This window comes from Methylobacterium sp. 13MFTsu3.1M2, assembly GCF_900112625.1.
Taxonomy (GTDB): domain Bacteria; phylum Pseudomonadota; class Alphaproteobacteria; order Rhizobiales; family Beijerinckiaceae; genus Methylobacterium.
Genome location: NZ_FOMM01000008.1, coordinates 26,454 through 43,779 on the forward strand (window position 1 = coordinate 26,454; position 17,326 = coordinate 43,779).

Consider the following 17,326-nt stretch of genomic DNA (forward strand, 5'->3'; position numbering starts at 1 on the left):
GTGCACTGCGTGGATCCGCGCCCCGATTGGTGTCTCACGCCTCTACACGCCCCCCGATCCTGCCCCGGAAACTGATCGCTCGAGGGCCGGACCTCTGTGTTCGACTGTCGAAATTCAGAACAGGACGGGCGGTCTCACCGTACGGTCCTCAGCGTCCGGGGGGATGTGGGATGGCGACAGCCGGTGTGTTGGGTCGTGCCGCGAGCATGACAGCCAAGGAGAAGCGCGTCATCGTGGCCGCGTCACTCGGCACGGTGTTCGAGTTCTACGATTTTTTCCTCATCGGGCTGCTGGCCTCCGAGATCGCCAAGGCCTTCTTCTCCGGGGTGAACCCGACGGCGGGTTTCATCTTCACGCTTCTGGGTTTCGCCGCGGGCTTCCTGCTGCGCCCGTTCGGCGCCGTCGTGTTCGGCCGCCTCGGCGACCTCGTCGGCCGGAAGTACACCTTCCTCGTCACCATCCTGCTGATGGGCCTCTCGACCTTCGTGGTCGGCCTCGTGCCGACCTACGCGACCATCGGTATCACGGCGCCGATCGCCTTCATCACCCTGCGCATGATCCAGGGGCTCGCCCTCGGCGGCGAGTTCGGCGGCGCCATCATCTATGTGGCCGAGCACGCCCCGGCCGACCGTCGTGCGGCCTGGAACGGCTACGTGGTCCTGACCGCGGCACTCGGCTTCCTGCTGGCCGTCGGGGTGATCATCCCGCTTCGCCTGGGCCTCGGGACAGGCCCGTTCACGGATTGGGGCTGGCGCATCCCGTTCCTGGTCTCGGTGATCCTGCTGGCCATCTCTGTCTGGATCCGGCTGATGCTCGACGAGAGCCCGGAGTTCCGGCGCATGAAGGCGGAGGGCAAGGGCTCGAAGGCCCCCGTGGCCGAGGCCTTCGGTCAGTGGCGCAACCTGCGCCTGATCCTCATCGCGGCCCTGTGCATCGTCCCCGGCCAAGCTGTGGTCTGGTACACGGGCCAGTTCTACTCGTTCTTCTTCCTGACCAAGGTCCTCAAGGTCGAGGGGCTGACGGCCAACCTGCTTCTGATCATCGCCACCACGCTCTCGGCGCCGCTCTACGTGGTGTTCGGCGCCCTGGCCGACCGGATCGGGCGCAAACCGGTCTTCCTGATGGGCTTCGTGCTGGCCGCCGTACTCACCCTGCCGATCTTCCACGCCCTGACCACCTACGCGAACCCGGCGCTGGCGCGGGCGCAGCAGACGTCGCCGATCACTGTGGTGGCCGATCCCGCCGAGTGCGCGGTGCAGTTCAACCCGGTCGGGACCGCCACGTTCACGTCATCCTGCGACGTGGTGACGGACGCGGTCGCCAAGCTCGGCCTCAGCTACGACCGGCGCAGCGGCACGGGACCGGCGACGGTGCAGGTCGGCTCGGCGAGCGTCGCCGGATACGCCGGCGACGTGGCCGACGCGGCCGCCCAGAAGGCGCGGTTCGAGCGCGAGCTGAAGGCCGCGCTGGCCGCTGCCGGCTACCCGCTCGGCGACGCGGACCCGAACGCCATCAACAAGCCGATGATTGTGCTGCTGCTGTTCGTCCTCCTGAGCTTCGGCACCATGACCTTTTCAGCCTCCACCACCGCGCTGCTGGAGATGTTCCCGTCGCGCATCCGCTACACGGCGATGTCGTTCCCCTACAATCTCAGCTCGGCGTGGTTCGGGGGGTTCCTGCCGGCCACCGCCTTCTCGATCGTGGCAGCCACCGGCAACGTCTACTCCGGCCTCTACTACCCGATCGGCGTCGCCGTGGCCGCGGCGATCCTCAGCCTCCTGTTCGCGCGCGAGACGCGCGGGACGGATATCTCCCGGGCCTGACCCGGTCCGCGTCCTGACGCTGGATGCCACAGCGGAGCGAGCCATGAGCCTGACCTATTTCATGCCGACCCGGATCGTCTGGGGTTCCGGTTCCCTCGACGGCGTCGGGCCGGCAACCCACGGCCTGGGCTGCCGCAGGGTTCTGGTCGTCACCGATCCGGTGATCGGCAGGCAGGCCTTCTTCGCCCGCGTCCTCGACAGCCTGAGAGCGGCGGGGCTCGAGACCGCGCTGTTCGACGCCTGCGGGATCGACGCGCGGCTCGCGCATATCGACGAGCAGGCGGCCCGCTGCCGCGCGGAGCGGATCGACGGCATCGTCTGCGTCGGCGGCGGCTCGGTGATGTGCACCGGCAAGGGTGTGGCGATCGTCGCGGCCAACGGCACCACCCTGCGCGATCACCTGGGCGCCGGAAATTTCGACCGGCCGGCGCTGCCGATGGTCATGGTGCCGACCACGGCGGGTTCGGGGTCGGAGGTCTCGCAGTTCACCATCGTCAAGGACGAGGAACGGCACCTGAAGCTCCTCGCCGGTGGGCCGCTGAGCTTCCCGGCGGTCGCCGTCCTCGATCCCGCGGTGCTGGCGACGCTGCCGCGGATCGCGGCGGTCCTGCCCGCGGTCGACGCGCTGACGCATGCGATCGAGGCCTACCTGTCGGATCTCGCTTCGCCGCTCACCGACGCGCTGGCGTTGGAATCGGCCCGGTTGCAGGCCGCCTCGATGCGCGCCTCGATCCTCGACGGCGACGAGGCCGCGCGGGCCGACAACCTGCTCGCCTCGGCCATGTCCAACATCGCCTGTGGCAACGCCCGGCTCAGCCACGCGCACGCCCTGTCGCTGCCCCTCGAAGGCCATCTCGACCTCGCGCACCCGCTCGGCGTCGGGACGCTCGTGCCATGGACCATGGCCCACAACGCCGCGGCGGCGCCCGCCAAGGGCCGACGGCTCGCCGAGGCCCTCGGGGCCGACATCGCAGGTCTCAGCGATGCGGAGGCCGTCGAGGCTGGCGTCGAGGCTTTGTTCCGCCTCTACGACGACATCGGCTTCGCCCGCCACCTGACGCCGGATCACTTGCCGCCGGAGCGCTGCGCCGAGATGGCCGGCCTCGCGGTGCCGGGCCTGTACGCGCCGCAGACGCCGCCGCGCATCGACGCGGACACCCTTATCGTCGCGCCGGCGGCCCGGCCGATGACGGTCGCGCAGGCGACGCGGATCTACGAGCGCTGCCTCGGCCGCTGAGGCCCGGGGGACGCGCGGGAACCAGAGACAGATCAGGAGATCAGGGATGGACGAGTCCTCGACCCAAGGCCGGGCGGAGTCGGGCGTCGCGCCGGAGTGCGGCCCGGACACCGGCGTGCGCGACCTCGAGATGTACGTCGATGGCGGCTGGCGTGCCTCGGCCACCGGGCGCTGGATCGAGACCAAGGATCCCTACACCAACCGTGTCTGGGCGCGGATCCCCGAGGCCAGCGCCGAGGATGTCGATGCGGCCGTCCGCGCGGCGCACGCCGCCTTCTCCGACGGTCCATGGGCGCGCATGACAGCCAGCGATCGCGGATTGTTGCTTCACCGCCTTGGCGACGTGATCGCCGCGAACGCGCAGGAGCTCGCCGATCTGGAGGTCCGCGACAACGGCAAGCTCATGGTCGAGATGCTCGGCCAGATGAAGTACCTGCCGCGCTGGTTCCAGTACTACGGCGGTCTCGCCGACAAGATCGAGGGATCGGTGCCGCCGACCGACAAGGTCGGCATGTTCAACTACGTCGTGCACGAGCCGATCGGCGTGGTTGGGGCGATCACGCCCTGGAACTCACCCCTGCTCTTGACAGTGTGGAAGCTCGCGCCGGCGCTGGCGGCGGGCAACACCGTGGTCGTCAAGCCGTCCGAGTTCGCGTCGGCTTCCATGCTCGGGCTGGCGCGGCTGTTCGAGGAAGCGGGCTTCCCGAAGGGCGTCCTCAACGTGGTCACTGGCTACGGGGCCGAAGCCGGCCGCGCGCTGGTCGAGCACCCGCTGGTGGAGCGCATCGCCTTCACGGGCTCCGACCTCGGCGGGGCCAAAATCTCGGAGGCAGCGGGCCGCCAGTTCAAGCGCGTGTCGCTGGAGCTCGGGGGCAAGTCCCCGCACATCGTGTTCGCGGACGCCGACATCGACGCGGCGGTCAAGGGCGTCATCTCCGGCATCTTCGCCGCCGCCGGCCAGACCTGCATGGCGGGATCGCGGCTGCTGCTGCACGCCTCGATCCACGACGCCTTCGTCGAGAAGCTCGTGGCGCGCATGCGGGAGGCCCGGCTCGGCGATCCCCGCGCGGCCGACACCGATGTCGGCCCGATCGCCACCGAGCCGCAGCTCGCCAAGGTCCTGGACTACATCGCGATCGCCAAGGCCGAGGGCGCCCGCTGCGTGCTCGGCGGCCAGCGGGCGAGCGATCCCCGGCTCGGCGAGGGCTGGTTCGTCGAGCCGACGATCTTCACGGGCGTGACCAACCAGATGCGGATCGCCCGCGAGGAGGTGTTCGGCCCGCTGCTGTCGATCATGACGTTCGAGACCGACGACGAAGCCGTGGCGATCGCCAACGACACGCCCTACGGCCTCGCCGCCGGGTTCTGGACGACGGATCTCGGGCGGGCCCTGAGCCTGCCCAGGCGCCTCCGTGCGGGCACCGTCTGGGTGAACGCCTACCGGGTGGTCAGCTACCTTGCGCCGTTCGGCGGGTTCAAGAACTCCGGCATCGGCCGGGAGAACGGACTCGCGGCGATCCACGAGTACCTTGAGACAAAGAGCGTCTTTATCAATCCAAAATCGTCCATCACGAACCCGTTCACTCTGCAATAAGGTAACTAGAGGTACGGCGAGCCGGTCCAGGCTAGGCAATACTATTGGACTTGGGCGCTCGGACACGACGGCAAGACGGGGAGCCTGGGTCCGCGCCCGGCGCCCCGCGACACGGATCACGAGGGAGGCCCCCGATGGCGTTGAACCTGACGCAGAAGCTCGTTCAGTCCCACCTCGCCGAGGGCGATCTCACGCCGGGCGGCGAGATCGCTCTCAGGATCGACCAGACCCTCCTGCAGGACGTGCTCGGCGGACTCGTCATGCTCGAGCTGGAGGCGATGGGCGTCGAGCGCGTCAAGGTCGGGCTCGCGGCGCAGTATATCGACCACAACCTCGTCCAGAACGATCAGCTCAACGCCGACGAGCACATGTTCCTGCGCTCGGCCTGCCGCCGCTTCGGCGTGTGGTACTCGCGACCCGGCAACGGCATCAGCCACCCCGTCCACATGCAGAGCTTCGGCAAGCCCGGCCAGACGCTGGTCGGCTCCGACAGCCACACCCCCGCGGCCGGCTCGCTCGGCATGCTGGCCTTCGGGGCCGGCGGCGTCGAGGTGGCGCTCGCCATGGCGGGCGAGCCGCTGCAGCTGCGCATGCCCCGGGTCTGGGGCGTGAAGCTGACCGGCGCGCTGCCCGACTGGGTCAGCGCCAAGGACGTGATCCTGACGCTGCTCGGCCGCCACGGGGTCGAGGGCGGGTTCGGCCGCATCATCGAGTATTACGGCCCGGGCCTGGATGGCCTGACCGCCATGGACCGGCACGTCATCGCCAACATGGGCGCCGAGATGGGCGCCACTACGAGCGTGTTCCCCTCTGACGCGTCGACGAAGGCCTTCCTCGACGGCGTCGGGCGCGGCGGCGACTGGATGCCGCTGGCGGCGGACGAAGGCTGCACCTACGACGATCACGAGGAGGTCGACCTGTCCTCCCTCGTGCCGATGATCGCCAAGCCGTCGAGCCCCGGCAACGTCGTGCCCGTCTCGGAGGTCGCCGGCACCGAGATCTACCAGGCTTACATCGGCTCCTCGGCCAACCCGGGGTTCCGTGACTTCGCCGTAGCGGCCGCGATCGTGAAGGGTCGCACCGCCCACGACCGGGTGTCCTTCGACATCAACCCCTCGACCCGGGTCGTGCTGGAGACGCTGATCCGGGACGGCCAGCTCTCCGACCTGATCCACGCCGGCGCCCGGGTCCATCAGGCCGGCTGCAACGGCTGCATCGGCATGGGCCAAGCCCCCGCCTCGGGGCGCAACTCCCTGCGGACGGTGCCGCGCAACTTCCCCGGCCGCTCCGGCACCCGGGAGGACAGCGTGTTCCTATGCTCCCCGGAGACGGCCGCGGCCTCGGCGCTCACCGGCGTGATCACCGATCCGCGCACGCTCGACATGCCCTATCCGCGGATCGTGCCGCCCGCGATGGTGCCGGGCAACACCACGATGCTGGTGGCGCCCCTGGCCGAGGCTGAGGCCCGCGCGGTGCGGCTGGAGAAGTCCGAGAACATCACGACGCTGCCCGAGCTCGGCAAGCTCGGCGCCGACATCCGCGTGCCGGTGATGCTCAAGACCGGCGACGACATCTCGACCGACGACATCATGCCGGCGGGCGCCCGGGTGATGCCCTACTGGTCGAACATCCCGAAGACCAGCGAGTTCACCTTCGAGCCGATCGACGACACCTATCCGAAACGGGCGAAGCAGGGCGGCAAGGAGCGCGCCGGCCACGCCATCGTCGGCGGCCTGAACTACGGCCAGGGCTCGAGCCGCGAGAACGCCGCGCTCGCCCCGCGCTACCTCGGGCTGGAGGTCGTGCTGGCCAAGAGCTTCGCCCGGATCCACTGGCAGAACCTCGTGAATTTCGGCGTCCTGCCGCTGACCTTCCAGGACCCGTCGGATTACGACCGGCTGGAACTCGGCGACACGGTGGAGATCGCCGGCGTCGCCGACGCGCTGGCGGCGGGCCGGGAGATCACCGCGACGGTCCGCGGCGGCCAGGCGACGATCCGGATGCGGCACGACCTGTCGCCGCGCCAGATCGAGGTCCTGCTCGCGGGCGGGGTGATCAACTGGCTGCGCGGGCGCATCCAGGCCGAGCCCGCCCGCACCGTCGCCTGAGATCCGTCGGCCAGGCCACAGACGTTGGCACCCGGCCGGGGTCTGGTTCCGCCGCCCGGTCGTCATCCCAGAACCCGAGATCGAATACGCCTGTCGATGACAGGCCTCACCGTCGCGGGACGATGGAGGATTCAGCATGATCGTCACACGCCGCAACCTGCTCGGATCGGCGGCGCTCGGCGCCGGTCTGATAACAAGCCCGACCGTGCTGCGGACACAGGCGCCGAAGGTGCTGCGCATCTCGCACCAGTTCCCCGGCGGCACCCTGGAGCAGGGTGACGCCCGCGACCGCATCTGCCGCCGCTTCGGACAGGAGCTGGAGAAGCGCACCGGCGGCAGCCTGACGGTGCAGGTCTATCCGGGTTCCTCACTGGTGAAGACGCTCGCGCAGTTCAGCGCGGTGCGCAAAGGGGCCGTCGACATGAGCCTCGTGCCGCTCTCCTACGCGGGCGGCGAGCTGCCGGAGGCCAACATCGCCCTCATGCCGGCCCTGGTGACGAACTACGATCAGGCCGCCCAGTGGCGCACCGCCCCGGTCGGAGAGCGGCTCGCCAAGACGCTCAACGACAAGGGCGTGATGATCGTGACCTGGGTCTGGCAGTCGGGCGCGGTCGCCTCGCGCGTCCACCCGATCCTCGTGCCCTCCGACGTGAAGGGCGTGAAGATCCGCGGCGGCGGCCGCGAGATGGATCTCGTGTTCCAGGCCTCCGGCGCCATCGTCTCGACCATGCCGTCGAGCGAGATGTATATCGGCATGCAGACCGGCGCGCTGGAAGCGGCGGTGAGCGCCTCCACCAGCCTGATCTCGTTCCGTCTCGACGAGCTGACCAAGAACCTCACCGCCGGCCGGGGGCGCTCGTTCTGGTTCATCCTGGAGCCGCTGATCATCTCCAAGGCAACGTTCGAGGCCCTGACGCCGGAGCAGCAGAGGGCTGTTCAGGAGATCGGCCAGGAGCTGGAGGCGTTCTCCTTCGCGGCCGCCAAGCGGGATGACGAGGAGATTACCAAGATCTACGCCGCGCGCGGCGCCAAGATCCACGATCTCACGGCCGATCACATCCAGACATGGCGGGTGGCGGCCCGCGACACGGCCTGGAAGGATTTCGCCGGCAAGAACGCCTCCTGCGCCGAGCTGCTCAGGCTCGCGGAGCAGGTGCAATGAGGTGCGCTCGGATGCCTCGCCGCTTCCTGCGGCGGAGCATGAGCGATGTCCGGCGCTCGCCCCTTCGTCGGCCGGGCTCTGAGAGCGCGGCAACGTCCCCCTGAATGCCGACGTGCGTCGAGACCGAAGGGATATCGCCGAAGCCCTCCGCGGCGGCCTGCAGCGCGGTCGTCAAGCCGCATGTCCGCTCAAGCCATAGGTCTGCTTTCGAGATGTCCGCGCTTCGACCCAGATGACCGGCCTGGGTCGATAGGAGGCCGTCTGCTTCTCCGGCAGGTCTGCTCCGAAGCGGACCGGCGGCTTTCGGCCAGGAGTTGCCAAAGCTGCCAACTGGAATGCCGAAAAGCGGACCTTGCGACCTTCTGCTTAGGGTCAACTGGAGCCACTGAGCCAGATCGAGTTGAACGTCCGCTTGCCCATTGCCAAGCCTCGAAGCGGACGAGCTGTTGTTGCTACCATAAGAACGGACAGGGTCTCCTAGGTTGATCCAGTGATGAACTTGAGCGGGGAGCGGTAGCAGACCCGAGCTTACCGCAGTGGCAGCGGCAGCACGGTGCCAGCCCAACTTGTGGACAAGAGCCGGCACCGGTATCGGCCGTTCTATTTATGTTCTACAAACAAGTGTCGCCTACGAAGTGGGCGATCTCCTAAAGCGATGCCTGCCGAGCGCCTCGACCCGTCGAGCCAGCCGCGTCGCCGCACCATTCCAGCATCAAAGCTGACGGTCGGCGCCGACCCACGCCCGACCGTGGGAGATCTCGTATGCAATTCCCAACAAATGCATCCGCAGGTTCGATCCTGCTCGCCGCGATGGACCAAGCCTCCGATCGCCTCGCGCGCGCCTTTCTGCAGCAACTCGTCCACGAAGAGCGTAAGCGGCTCAAGATTGGCCAACGCTCCAACTCGTATGCCTATGAGGACGAGGTCGCGCTCGACAACGATGCCGTCGAGCAGATCGTTGCGCAGGACGAAGCAGACCGACCCGAGACCGCTCATGTACCGATCCCGGCCGATTTGGCTGCCGTGGCCGTAATGCTCGCTCGCGCCGTCGCCGCCGAGACCGGCCTCGTCCGTCGGTTGCGTCGGGAAGCGCCCGTGGTTTCACTCGCGACGAACGTCTCGGATCTCGTCGAGCCGGTGCGGATCGTTGCCGAGAAGTGCCTGTTCCAACCCCAGGCCAAAATCGTCGATCTCGCCGTCGGGCGAGCGGGGCGTGAACTGACCCGCCGGCATGCCGCGCTGTTCGTCTGCGACGGGATCGGGAGCGAGGCGAGGCCGGATAAGGGCAACGAGGCGATCCGCGCGGCCCTTCATGTTCGGATTCCCATCGTCGGCATCGCGCCCGATCCGATGCGACAGTTGCCGCGTGACCTGACACGCTCCTCCGAGCACCGGATTGCTTTGACGAATCTGGACCAAGCCGGTCTCGCGCTCGTGATCGAGGCCGTCGTCGGCGGTACGCCATCGCGGAAGATCGATCCCGATCTGCTTCGCATGATCGACATCGCCGATCTGCCCGTCGCATTTCGAAGAACGGGAACGCCCGATGCCTGCATCGAGGCGCTCGAGCGAATCGTCGCCGCCAAAGCCGAATTTCTCGGGGACGGACCACCCCTGGAGGTGTTGGACGGCTATGGCGAAGCCAAGATCTGGGGATTGGCCGCCGCTGCGGACCTGCAGGCCTACAGGGCTGGACGGCTCGGATGGGAGGAAATCGACCACCGCGGGTTACTGCTGTCCGGGCCGCCCGGGGTCGGAAAGACGAGCTTTGCTAAAGCCTTGGCCAAAAGCGCCCGGGTACCGCTGGTGGTGACTTCTGTCGCCGAATGGAACGCATCCAGCTATCTTTCAGGAACACTGCAGGCCATTCGGAAGGTCTTTGCCCGGGCTCGATCTCAGGCACCCTGCATCCTATTCATCGACGAGCTCGACGGCATTTCCGATCGCGCCCAGATCCATGGCGATTACGTCCAGTATTGGACTCAGATCGTGAACCTTTTCCTCGAATTGCTGGCGGGGGTCGACGAGCGTCCAGGGGTTGTGGTCGTCGCCGCAACCAATCATCCGCAGAGGATCGACCCTGCTGTGAAGCGGGCGGGCCGTCTGGATCGCGAGATCGAAGTCGGGAAGCCGGATACGACCGCACTCGCCAGCATCTTCCGTCACCATCTCGGCGGCGAGATCCTGGCTAATATACCGACGCTCCCGTTGGCTCTGGCTGCGCGTGGCATGACCGGAGCAGACGTCGAGGCATTCGTCCGACGGGCCAAAGGGACGGCCCGCCGTGCCGGTCGAGAGGTCTCAATGGACGATCTTCTCGACGAAATCCGCCAGGGACGTCGTTCGCTCCCGTCGTCGGTCCGGCGTCGCGTGGCCATCCATGAGGCCGGCCACGCCATCGTGGCGCATGCACTGCAATTCGGCGAAGTCGCGCATCTCTCAATGTACGACGATGGCGGAGAGGCCTGCCTCGAGTTCGTCACCGACGGTGGAGCGACGTTGCCCCGGGTGGAGGCGGCATTGTCTTGCATTCTGGCGGGTCGAATTGCCGAAGAAATCGAATTCGGGGCCGGATCGATTGGTTCGGGGAATGGACCGACTTCCGACCTCGCCAAAGCGACGCAACTCGCACGAGACATCGAATTGCGTTTCGGCCTGGGGCATCTGGGCAATATCCACCTGGAGCCGACGGCCGGCGAATTGATCACGATCCCCGGCCTACTGCCGGCAATGAGAGATCGCTTGTATCGAGCCGGTGAACTGGCACGTCGCATCATAACGGATCATAGGCTGGCCCTGCAGGCGATCGCGCGGGAACTCGACGAAAACGGCTACCTGTCCCGTCAAGAGATCGAGGCGGCCTTATCCGGTATCACATCGGTTTCAGACGCCGGGATGGCCGAATGCAAGCTCCATTTGGTGGAGGAGCAGTAATGTTCATGTTGCCCCCTTCCGAACCAGACATCGGCGACCTGCAGACGCTCTCGGATGCAATCGATACGCTATGTAACGTCGTCGACTGTGATCGGGAAACCTTCATCGAAGGTTTGACCGAGATCGTGAGAAGACGTGCCGAATTCGAGGATCTCAAGATGGATCTGGATCGACGGCGACACAAATAAAACAGATCGCGGGCCATGGCGGCTATCAACTGAAAAGATATCCCGTCGCAGCGAGAACTTTTCTCTGTCGCGGCGGGATTAACGTGTGATCTCAGTCAATGAGGTCCTGCTCGCTCAACCGTCCGGTCGATTGCCAACATTCACTCCGAGGTTGGTTTGGTGTGGTACGGCTGCTTGACGGAAGACAATCGCGGAGATGGCGGTTGGATATGCTCGGCCGAATCTGTCGTGATCTGAATCGATCTGTTCCTCTGAACGACTTCCAGCGAGGTCTTCTTGAACGAGGTGGTCGGGGCAGCTGCCTCAGGCTTCCTGGCGCGCGATTTCCTGACCTCGACCTTGACCGTCCTGCGTCGGAGATGAGAAGGCAGGATCGCCGCCTCCTCTTCGGCCTGACGCTGCGCCTCGGCCTCATCGGCTGCGGGATCTCTCTTGAAGCCCATGTGTTCGCATCCGTTCGGATATCTCTGTGGATCCGGCGAACGCTTCTAAGTTGCCACAGCTATACGATGCGTTACCGTTCCTTCCGTCTTCGATGCCGTTCGAAGAAGCGACGAAGGAACGGCATGGACCATGGATCGCCGGCGCGGAGCCTGCGTCCGTACCGCGATGTTCGGCTTGAGAGATCGGCATGACGGGGGATGAATTCAAAGACGCCCTGCGCCGTCTTGGCCGAACTCAGATCGGATTCGCGCAGGAGATCGGGGTTTCCCGCCGAACCGTGCACCTATGGGCGGAGAGAGGGCCGCCCGCCTACGCCATCTACCTCATCGGCTTGCTGGAGCGGTGTGCCGTACCGACCGAACACGTAGCTACCATCGAGCAACCGCTTCCGGATCCGGCGGAGGCGCTGGCCTCCATGTACTCGGTTGCGGTGGCCGGCGGCGCGTGCCGAGAGTTCATAGGCGCAGTTCGGCGTTGGCTAGATAGTCAGCGGTGATACCGACATCGTCCACCGTTCGCGCACGGGGCCAATGCCCCTTTCGAATGGCAACACCACAGGCGCGGAACCTACATAGATGCGTCGATGGTGACCATAGCTAGCGGAACTCAGTGGCGGTCGCGGAAGAACATGCACCGTGTCGGCGGCGCGCTGCTCGGGAACATCTCATCAGTGACGCGCACCCGTCGCGTCCCTCTTGCCTGCCCCTGGGATCGTTGCTGAACGCAAGGAGGCCCGCGTTGAAGACAGGGCATACTGGCACCGCCGCAGATTGACCGCTGGCGTCACAGATACCTCTTGGAGCGATGGGCATGAGCGATGCGGATGCACGTAAGCGTGAGCCATCTACCCATCATTTCACGGCAATGCTTCGCCAGACGAAGCTACCGGCAGAATGGACCGGACGCCGGGGACGTCCTTCTCGCTGTAACGAAGCGGTTCTGCGGCGCAAGACAGCGGTGATTCTAGGCCTCCCTGCCGTACCGGAACGTGCCGACGCCGTCCCGAGAGGGCGATGATAGCTGTGGCGAGCGGGGCAGGTAGCGTGCATAGGGAGGTTATATGACCACCGGAGAACCGCATCCGTGCGCCATCAGTTCGAGCTGTTTGCTGTGGCGATGGCCCGTTTCCTGTTCCACGCATTCAGAACATACTTCGAGCTGCTTGAGGCAGCCGCAAGACTGCTCGTCCCTGGTTACAGACGTCCGCCAATCATCGAGAGGATTATATCCGGCGAGGCCGAAGGCTCGGTCGACGACCGCATACGGAAGATTGATGCCGCGCGGGACAACCTCTCCGACGCAATCGCGGCCATCGACGAGTTGCGCTCTCAAGCAGATGACAACAAGCGTGATCTACAGGATGCTCTCGATCGGATTGCGGAGGCCGAGAGGCGCAGGGAGAGCCTTGCAGTCGAGCTCGCTGCCCTTCGGCAGATTGCGCAGGCCGACACCCAAGCATTCCGCCGGGTCGTCGGCCTGCCGACCCAGGCGGACGTCTGGCGCGAGCGGCTGCTGGGATTCGGCAGCGGCATCTTGGCCTCGGTCATCGCGTCGGTGATCTACGCGGCGGCATCCGGCCTGCTGGCCATAACTAAGTAGCCGAATGCGCCCATGCCCGCGTGCGTTGAAGAACCGCCAGGCCCTTCGATGGTCCGCACAGTGGCCGAAGGCAAAGGTCTTCAGGCTACCGTCATCACGGAAACGGTGCGTTGCTGACGCGTTCAGTATGCCGAGAACATCCTTTGCACGGTCGCTGCGTCCTGGGTCTTCCTGAGTGCCAGCATCAGCAACACCTGGCCCTTCTGTGGGTTCAGGCTATCGGACGTCACCGTGCCAAGAGCGTCGTCGTCGTGTTCCCCGTCGCGCTCGACCAAGCCTCCGTTCACGCGCGAGGAGCGAACAACGATCACGCCCTTGCCTATCGCGGCGGTGACTGCCGGCTGCACGGACTTCGGGATGCTGCCGTTGCCCGTGCCCGCGTAAACCACGCCCTTAACCTCGTCCACGACGGCGGCGTTCAGGGCCCCGGGGCCGACGTCCACGTAGGGGTAGACGATGGACACCCGCGGCAGTTCCTTCACGTCCGAGATGTCGAACTCGGTGGCCGTTGTGTGCCGGCGCGTCGCGGTGCGATAGGAGTGCGGCTTGCGACCCTGCATGACGCCGAGCGCCCCAAAATCAGGGGACTTGAATGCGTCGAGGGCGGTCGCATTCGTCTCGGTCACGTGGCGGGCGGCAAAAATCTGGTCGTTCAGGGTGACCAGCACGCCGGCCCCCTTGGCCGCTGGATCGGCGGCGATGGCCACCGCGTTGGCAAGGTTGGCTGGCCCGTCCGCGCTGACGGCCCCAGAGCCGCGCATCGAGCCGACGACCACGACGGGCTTGTCGCTCTTCACCACCAGGTCGAGGAAATAGGCGGTCTCCCCCATGGTATCCGTGCCGTGGGTGACAACTACGCCGTCCGCGGCGCCGGAGGATAAGGACTCGTTCACCCGGCGCGCGAGGCGCAGCCAGATCTCGGAGGTGACGTCGGGGCTGGACACCTGCGCGACCTGCTCGGCGCTGACGTCGGCCGAGGCGTCGAGGCCCGGCACCGCCGCGACCAGTGCGGAGCCCGTCAGGACGGAGTCCTTGCCCGTCGTCTGGGCGATGGTGCCGCCCGTGGCCAGGACGAGCACCTTCGGTTTCCTGCCCGCCCCCGCGGCGGGGGCGGCGTTGCAACCGAGGGCGGGATAGGGGCCGCATCAAGGAGATGAACGGCGCGACGGTCTCCGTGACCGCGGCGGTCAAACAGCAAGGAGCCCTCACGCAGAAAATCGCATGCAATGTCTCCCAGGCCGCCCTCGGGACTGCACAAGACCCGCCGGCGGCCCGTCTGCCGATCGGAATGTGCTCCACTAGCCGCGAGTGGATCCGTTGTGGAAAAATTCGCTTTTCGGCGAAGTATCTGTAACCAACTGATGCTGAACGAAAAACGCCTCGCGATACTGCGACGTTTGCTCCTCGCCAAGCGACTTGTCCCCGTTGCCGATGCCCGGGCGAACGGGGCGAAACATTGAACAGGGGGCAGATTTAGCCCCTTATGATTTTATCCGGCGAATAGATCGCTTGGTTGTTCCCCTGGGTTCGCGAGTCGGGCCGAGCTGGAAGTCGCATATGGCGGTGCAGACGAGCGTGCCGACGATGGTGGCGTTAGGCTTCCATGTCCGCGCGACTTACCTTGCGGCAGAACTCAGATGTTGCAGATTGCTAAGGTAGTAGACCCTCATCGAGACGGGCGAAGGCCAGAGACGGCATATCCAGGATTCTACGGAGGTATATGCCGGCGCCCGATCCGCTATCGACATCGCTGGCATCGGGACTTGTTGATACAAGCGGCGCTTGATCCGACAATCGATCTGATAGAACGTTCGCAGATGGACGTTCCTGATTGCCTCGCTTTCGAGGTTGGAAAGGCCGGCTATCGCGTGCTGGTGCTAGGCGTTCATGACGCCGCCCCGCGACCGAAGATCGAGAGCAATCTCGATATCGTACTCGTGACGAGATCAACCGTCCTCAACGAGCCGGTCCTCAGCGCTGCACGTGCAATCTGGGCCACACGACATCATTCCATCGCAGCTGGCGACCGCATCAGGATCTTGACCGCGCTGGAGCAGGAAGAGACGCAAAGCTTGAACAACTTGGCGAGCGTGGTCCGAGAGCCTGCCGAAGCTGTCGAAACGATCCTGAGCATGATCTGTTCGGGGGAACTCGTGACTGCTATTCGCGCAGGCATACGCCCGGATATGACAATATGGCGACGCAGCTCGATCGCACTCGGCGCACCGCCGCTCGAGTTGCTGGCGCCACACCATTCCTTCGGTTGTCCACAGGAAGCTCGCAGGCCGTAAGGAATCGGCTCGCCGCTGCCTTGCCCCGGGAACGTATGCCTGGTTTGTTCGCCAGCGCGGTCGTTCGTGTTGCTCCCATACGTGGGAGCTGTCCTCAAAGGGCGCGGGCGATAGCCGGGGATTGCCAACCCTCGGCGCCATGCAGTCGCACTCGCCCTAGCGCGATGCGACTTGGGACTGCGGAACCTGCGTAGCTGTCTGGCTGCGCCGCGCATCCCTCGAAGGGCTCGAAAATCTCAATCGAAATTGGCCTGTCAGGCCGTCGTACCCGTTCGGATACGACGACCCGACGTCTATGGGCGACCGCCCGAAACGGAGAAGGACCATGAGCCGAACAAGAAACGGGCGCGACGTCGCAGTCGCGCCCGATTGAAAATGAGCTGCCGCCGCACGGCCTAGGAACCTAGCGGCAGCTTCACCTGCAGGATCCCTCGAGATCCGATGGCTACACCGACCCGATCCCACGCAGGATCCGGAAGGCGGAGTCGTGCCTAGCGGCACGATCAATAGGTGCCATCGTCCAAGGCGGCCTGCAAGCACTGCTTCAGACCCCTCGCGCAGCTGTCCACAGCTCGCGCGCGGATTTGCGACCTATTGCAGATCGGAACCGTCATGTACTGTATTTCCCCGAAGATCCGGATTGATCTTGATCAGCCCAACAAGCTGTTTGAACGCCTCTCGCTCGGCGAGGGCTCAGCCGATCGCTTCGAATGCGCTTCCAGCGCGGAAGGTTTGTCCGCTCGCGCGCTCGACCAGATTCCAAGCGACGGCGGTTTGATCTGCAGCCCGATCGTGGATGCAGTCTTTGATGAAGACGGCACGATCCGCGAGTTTCGGATCGGCAGTCCGAGGCCCATCCAATAGTCCGAGCATTGAACGAATATCGTTCACGCTCCGAATTGTCCCGTAGTAGCGACCGTCAGACCTAAGATTACAAGGTCGTCGTTCGCTTCGGATGACTCGGTGGCCGGAGCAGCTCCGCGAATACCGGCCAGTTGATCCGGACAAATGCAGCCGCATAGCTCGGCGAGGACGGCAGCGACCTTTGAGCTGCGACTTTGCCTGCAACGACAAGCAAGCGCCTCGCCAATCCAAGGCGGGGCTTTGGACGCGCCGCAGGGCGCCCGATCACGGAGAGCTGTGTTGCAGATCTTGCCTGCCTCTTCGCCGACGAACGACACCGCTCGCGTATCGGATTCGACATCCTCGCTCGACCGATACGAGCTGGAGCCTGATGCATGCGAAAGCGATCTCGATAGCTCGGCACACCGCTGGCGAGAGCCGATGCGCTCGAACGCGTCCCGCAAGCCGTCCGAGGCCCCTCGCAACGCCGCGCGACCGACCATCGTCGCAGCCAGGGATCGTAGAGTGATCCTGTGCGAAAGCGGTCTTGAAGGCAAGGCAGCGCTGGTTCTCATGGCTCGATCAGACTGCGCGACGATCTACGAGCAGCCACCAGCAGTGCGCTATGTCGACCACCTCGGCAAAGCGCGCAGGCACCATTTCGACTTTCTGATGCTCTTGAATTCGGGACGACGGATCGCGGTCGCTGTCAAACCGCACTCTATCGCAACGAAGCATAATTTGGAGTGCCTACTTAAACTGATCGCGCGGCAGATGGACACCTCCTTTGCCGACGGAGTCTGCCTTCTGACCGACGCCAAGATGCCGCCCTTCTTGGTAGCCAACGCGGAACTCATCCATGATGCACGCCGAATCTCTGATCATCGGACAGATGGCTGCATAAGAAAAGTAGCCGCGGCTCTCCACGGCGCAGCCACGCTCGATTGGATTATCGGGGCGGCCGGCATTGAAGGCGATGATCAAGCCTTCTATGCGGCGGCTCGCGCGATCGGCGACGGCATTCTGGTGCCGACCAGACGCGGTGTTATTGACCGTGGCATGACCGTCCGAAGCGCGAACGCGGCGGAGCGGACGCCGTGAAT

General features: G+C 65.5%; 12 protein-coding genes. 10 read left to right on the forward strand and 2 right to left on the reverse strand.

Annotated features, from left to right (window positions below; genetic code table 11):
• The first annotated feature begins 206 nt into the window (after window positions 1-206).
• The 6 genes from BM314_RS08425 (at window position 207) to BM314_RS08450 (ending at window position 10,858) form a co-directional block, all read left to right on the forward strand.
• On the forward strand, window positions 207-1,823 hold the full coding sequence (locus tag BM314_RS08425) for an MFS transporter (RefSeq protein ID WP_210187339.1): 1,617 nt from the start codon (window positions 207-209) through the stop codon (window positions 1,821-1,823).
• Window positions 1,824-1,866: 43 nt separating this feature from the next.
• Window positions 1,867-3,060: an iron-containing alcohol dehydrogenase gene (locus BM314_RS08430; protein WP_091977840.1), complete on the forward strand. Its 1,194-nt coding sequence runs from the start codon at window positions 1,867-1,869 to the stop codon at window positions 3,058-3,060.
• Window positions 3,061-3,190: 130 nt separating this feature from the next.
• Window positions 3,191-4,654, forward strand: a complete 1,464-nt coding sequence (locus BM314_RS08435; protein WP_091977957.1) for an aldehyde dehydrogenase — start codon at window positions 3,191-3,193, stop codon at window positions 4,652-4,654.
• A gap of 134 nt (window positions 4,655-4,788) precedes the next feature.
• Window positions 4,789-6,762 carry an aconitate hydratase gene (locus BM314_RS08440; RefSeq protein ID WP_091977841.1) on the forward strand — a complete coding sequence of 658 codons (1,974 nt, stop codon included), beginning with the start codon at window positions 4,789-4,791 and terminating at the stop codon, window positions 6,760-6,762.
• 136 nt (window positions 6,763-6,898) lie between these two features.
• A complete protein-coding gene (dctP, locus tag BM314_RS08445) occupies window positions 6,899-7,924 on the forward strand; it encodes a TRAP transporter substrate-binding protein DctP (protein ID WP_091977842.1) in 1,026 nt (341 codons plus the stop codon).
• A gap of 762 nt (window positions 7,925-8,686) precedes the next feature.
• A complete protein-coding gene (locus tag BM314_RS08450) occupies window positions 8,687-10,858 on the forward strand; it encodes an AAA family ATPase (RefSeq protein ID WP_091977843.1) in 2,172 nt (723 codons plus the stop codon).
• A gap of 328 nt (window positions 10,859-11,186) precedes the next feature.
• Here the strand turns inward: BM314_RS08450 and BM314_RS30115 are convergent, their stop codons facing one another.
• The gene (locus BM314_RS30115; RefSeq protein WP_139237813.1) at window positions 11,187-11,489 is read right to left on the reverse strand and encodes a hypothetical protein; all 303 of its coding nucleotides are present in this window, start codon (window positions 11,487-11,489) and stop codon (window positions 11,187-11,189) included.
• 1,084 nt (window positions 11,490-12,573) lie between these two features.
• Between BM314_RS30115 and BM314_RS08465 the strand changes: the two genes are divergently transcribed.
• Window positions 12,574-13,089 carry a hypothetical protein gene (locus BM314_RS08465; protein WP_091977846.1) on the forward strand — a complete coding sequence of 172 codons (516 nt, stop codon included), beginning with the start codon at window positions 12,574-12,576 and terminating at the stop codon, window positions 13,087-13,089.
• Window positions 13,090-13,211: 122 nt separating this feature from the next.
• On the opposite strand, the gene BM314_RS08470 is transcribed toward BM314_RS08465, so the two are convergent.
• Window positions 13,212-14,168, reverse strand: a complete 957-nt coding sequence (locus tag BM314_RS08470) for an asparaginase (RefSeq protein WP_091977847.1) — start codon at window positions 14,166-14,168, stop codon at window positions 13,212-13,214.
• Window positions 14,169-14,906: 738 nt separating this feature from the next.
• Between BM314_RS08470 and BM314_RS30120 the strand changes: the two genes are divergently transcribed.
• From BM314_RS30120 to BM314_RS30125, 3 genes are all read left to right on the forward strand, one after another.
• Entirely contained in the window at window positions 14,907-15,380 is a 474-nt protein-coding gene (locus BM314_RS30120; protein ID WP_139237814.1) for a hypothetical protein, read from the forward strand.
• 594 nt (window positions 15,381-15,974) lie between these two features.
• Window positions 15,975-16,244: a hypothetical protein gene (locus BM314_RS08475; protein WP_139237815.1), complete on the forward strand. Its 270-nt coding sequence runs from the start codon at window positions 15,975-15,977 to the stop codon at window positions 16,242-16,244.
• Between the two features lie 279 nt (window positions 16,245-16,523).
• Entirely contained in the window at window positions 16,524-17,324 is an 801-nt protein-coding gene (locus tag BM314_RS30125) for a hypothetical protein (RefSeq protein WP_139237816.1), read from the forward strand.
• The last annotated feature ends 2 nt before the right edge of the window (window positions 17,325-17,326 follow it).

What these genes read in the sequence shown, in the direction of transcription:
- BM314_RS08425 (WP_210187339.1), top strand. Translation starts at nt 207, where the DNA reads ATGACAGCCAAGGAGAAGCGCGTCATCGTGGCCGCGTCACTCGGCACG.
- BM314_RS08430 (WP_091977840.1), top strand. Translation starts at nt 1,867, where the DNA reads ATGAGCCTGACCTATTTCATGCCGACCCGGATCGTCTGGGGTTCCGGT.
- BM314_RS08435 (WP_091977957.1), top strand. Translation starts at nt 3,191, where the DNA reads ATGTACGTCGATGGCGGCTGGCGTGCCTCGGCCACCGGGCGCTGGATC.
- BM314_RS08440 (WP_091977841.1), top strand. Translation starts at nt 4,789, where the DNA reads ATGGCGTTGAACCTGACGCAGAAGCTCGTTCAGTCCCACCTCGCCGAG.
- dctP (WP_091977842.1), top strand. Translation starts at nt 6,899, where the DNA reads ATGATCGTCACACGCCGCAACCTGCTCGGATCGGCGGCGCTCGGCGCC.
- BM314_RS08450 (WP_091977843.1), top strand. Translation starts at nt 8,687, where the DNA reads ATGCAATTCCCAACAAATGCATCCGCAGGTTCGATCCTGCTCGCCGCG.
- BM314_RS30115 (WP_139237813.1), bottom strand. Translation starts at nt 11,489, where the DNA reads ATGGGCTTCAAGAGAGATCCCGCAGCCGATGAGGCCGAGGCGCAGCGT.
- BM314_RS30120 (WP_139237814.1), top strand. Translation starts at nt 14,907, where the DNA reads ATGGACGTTCCTGATTGCCTCGCTTTCGAGGTTGGAAAGGCCGGCTAT.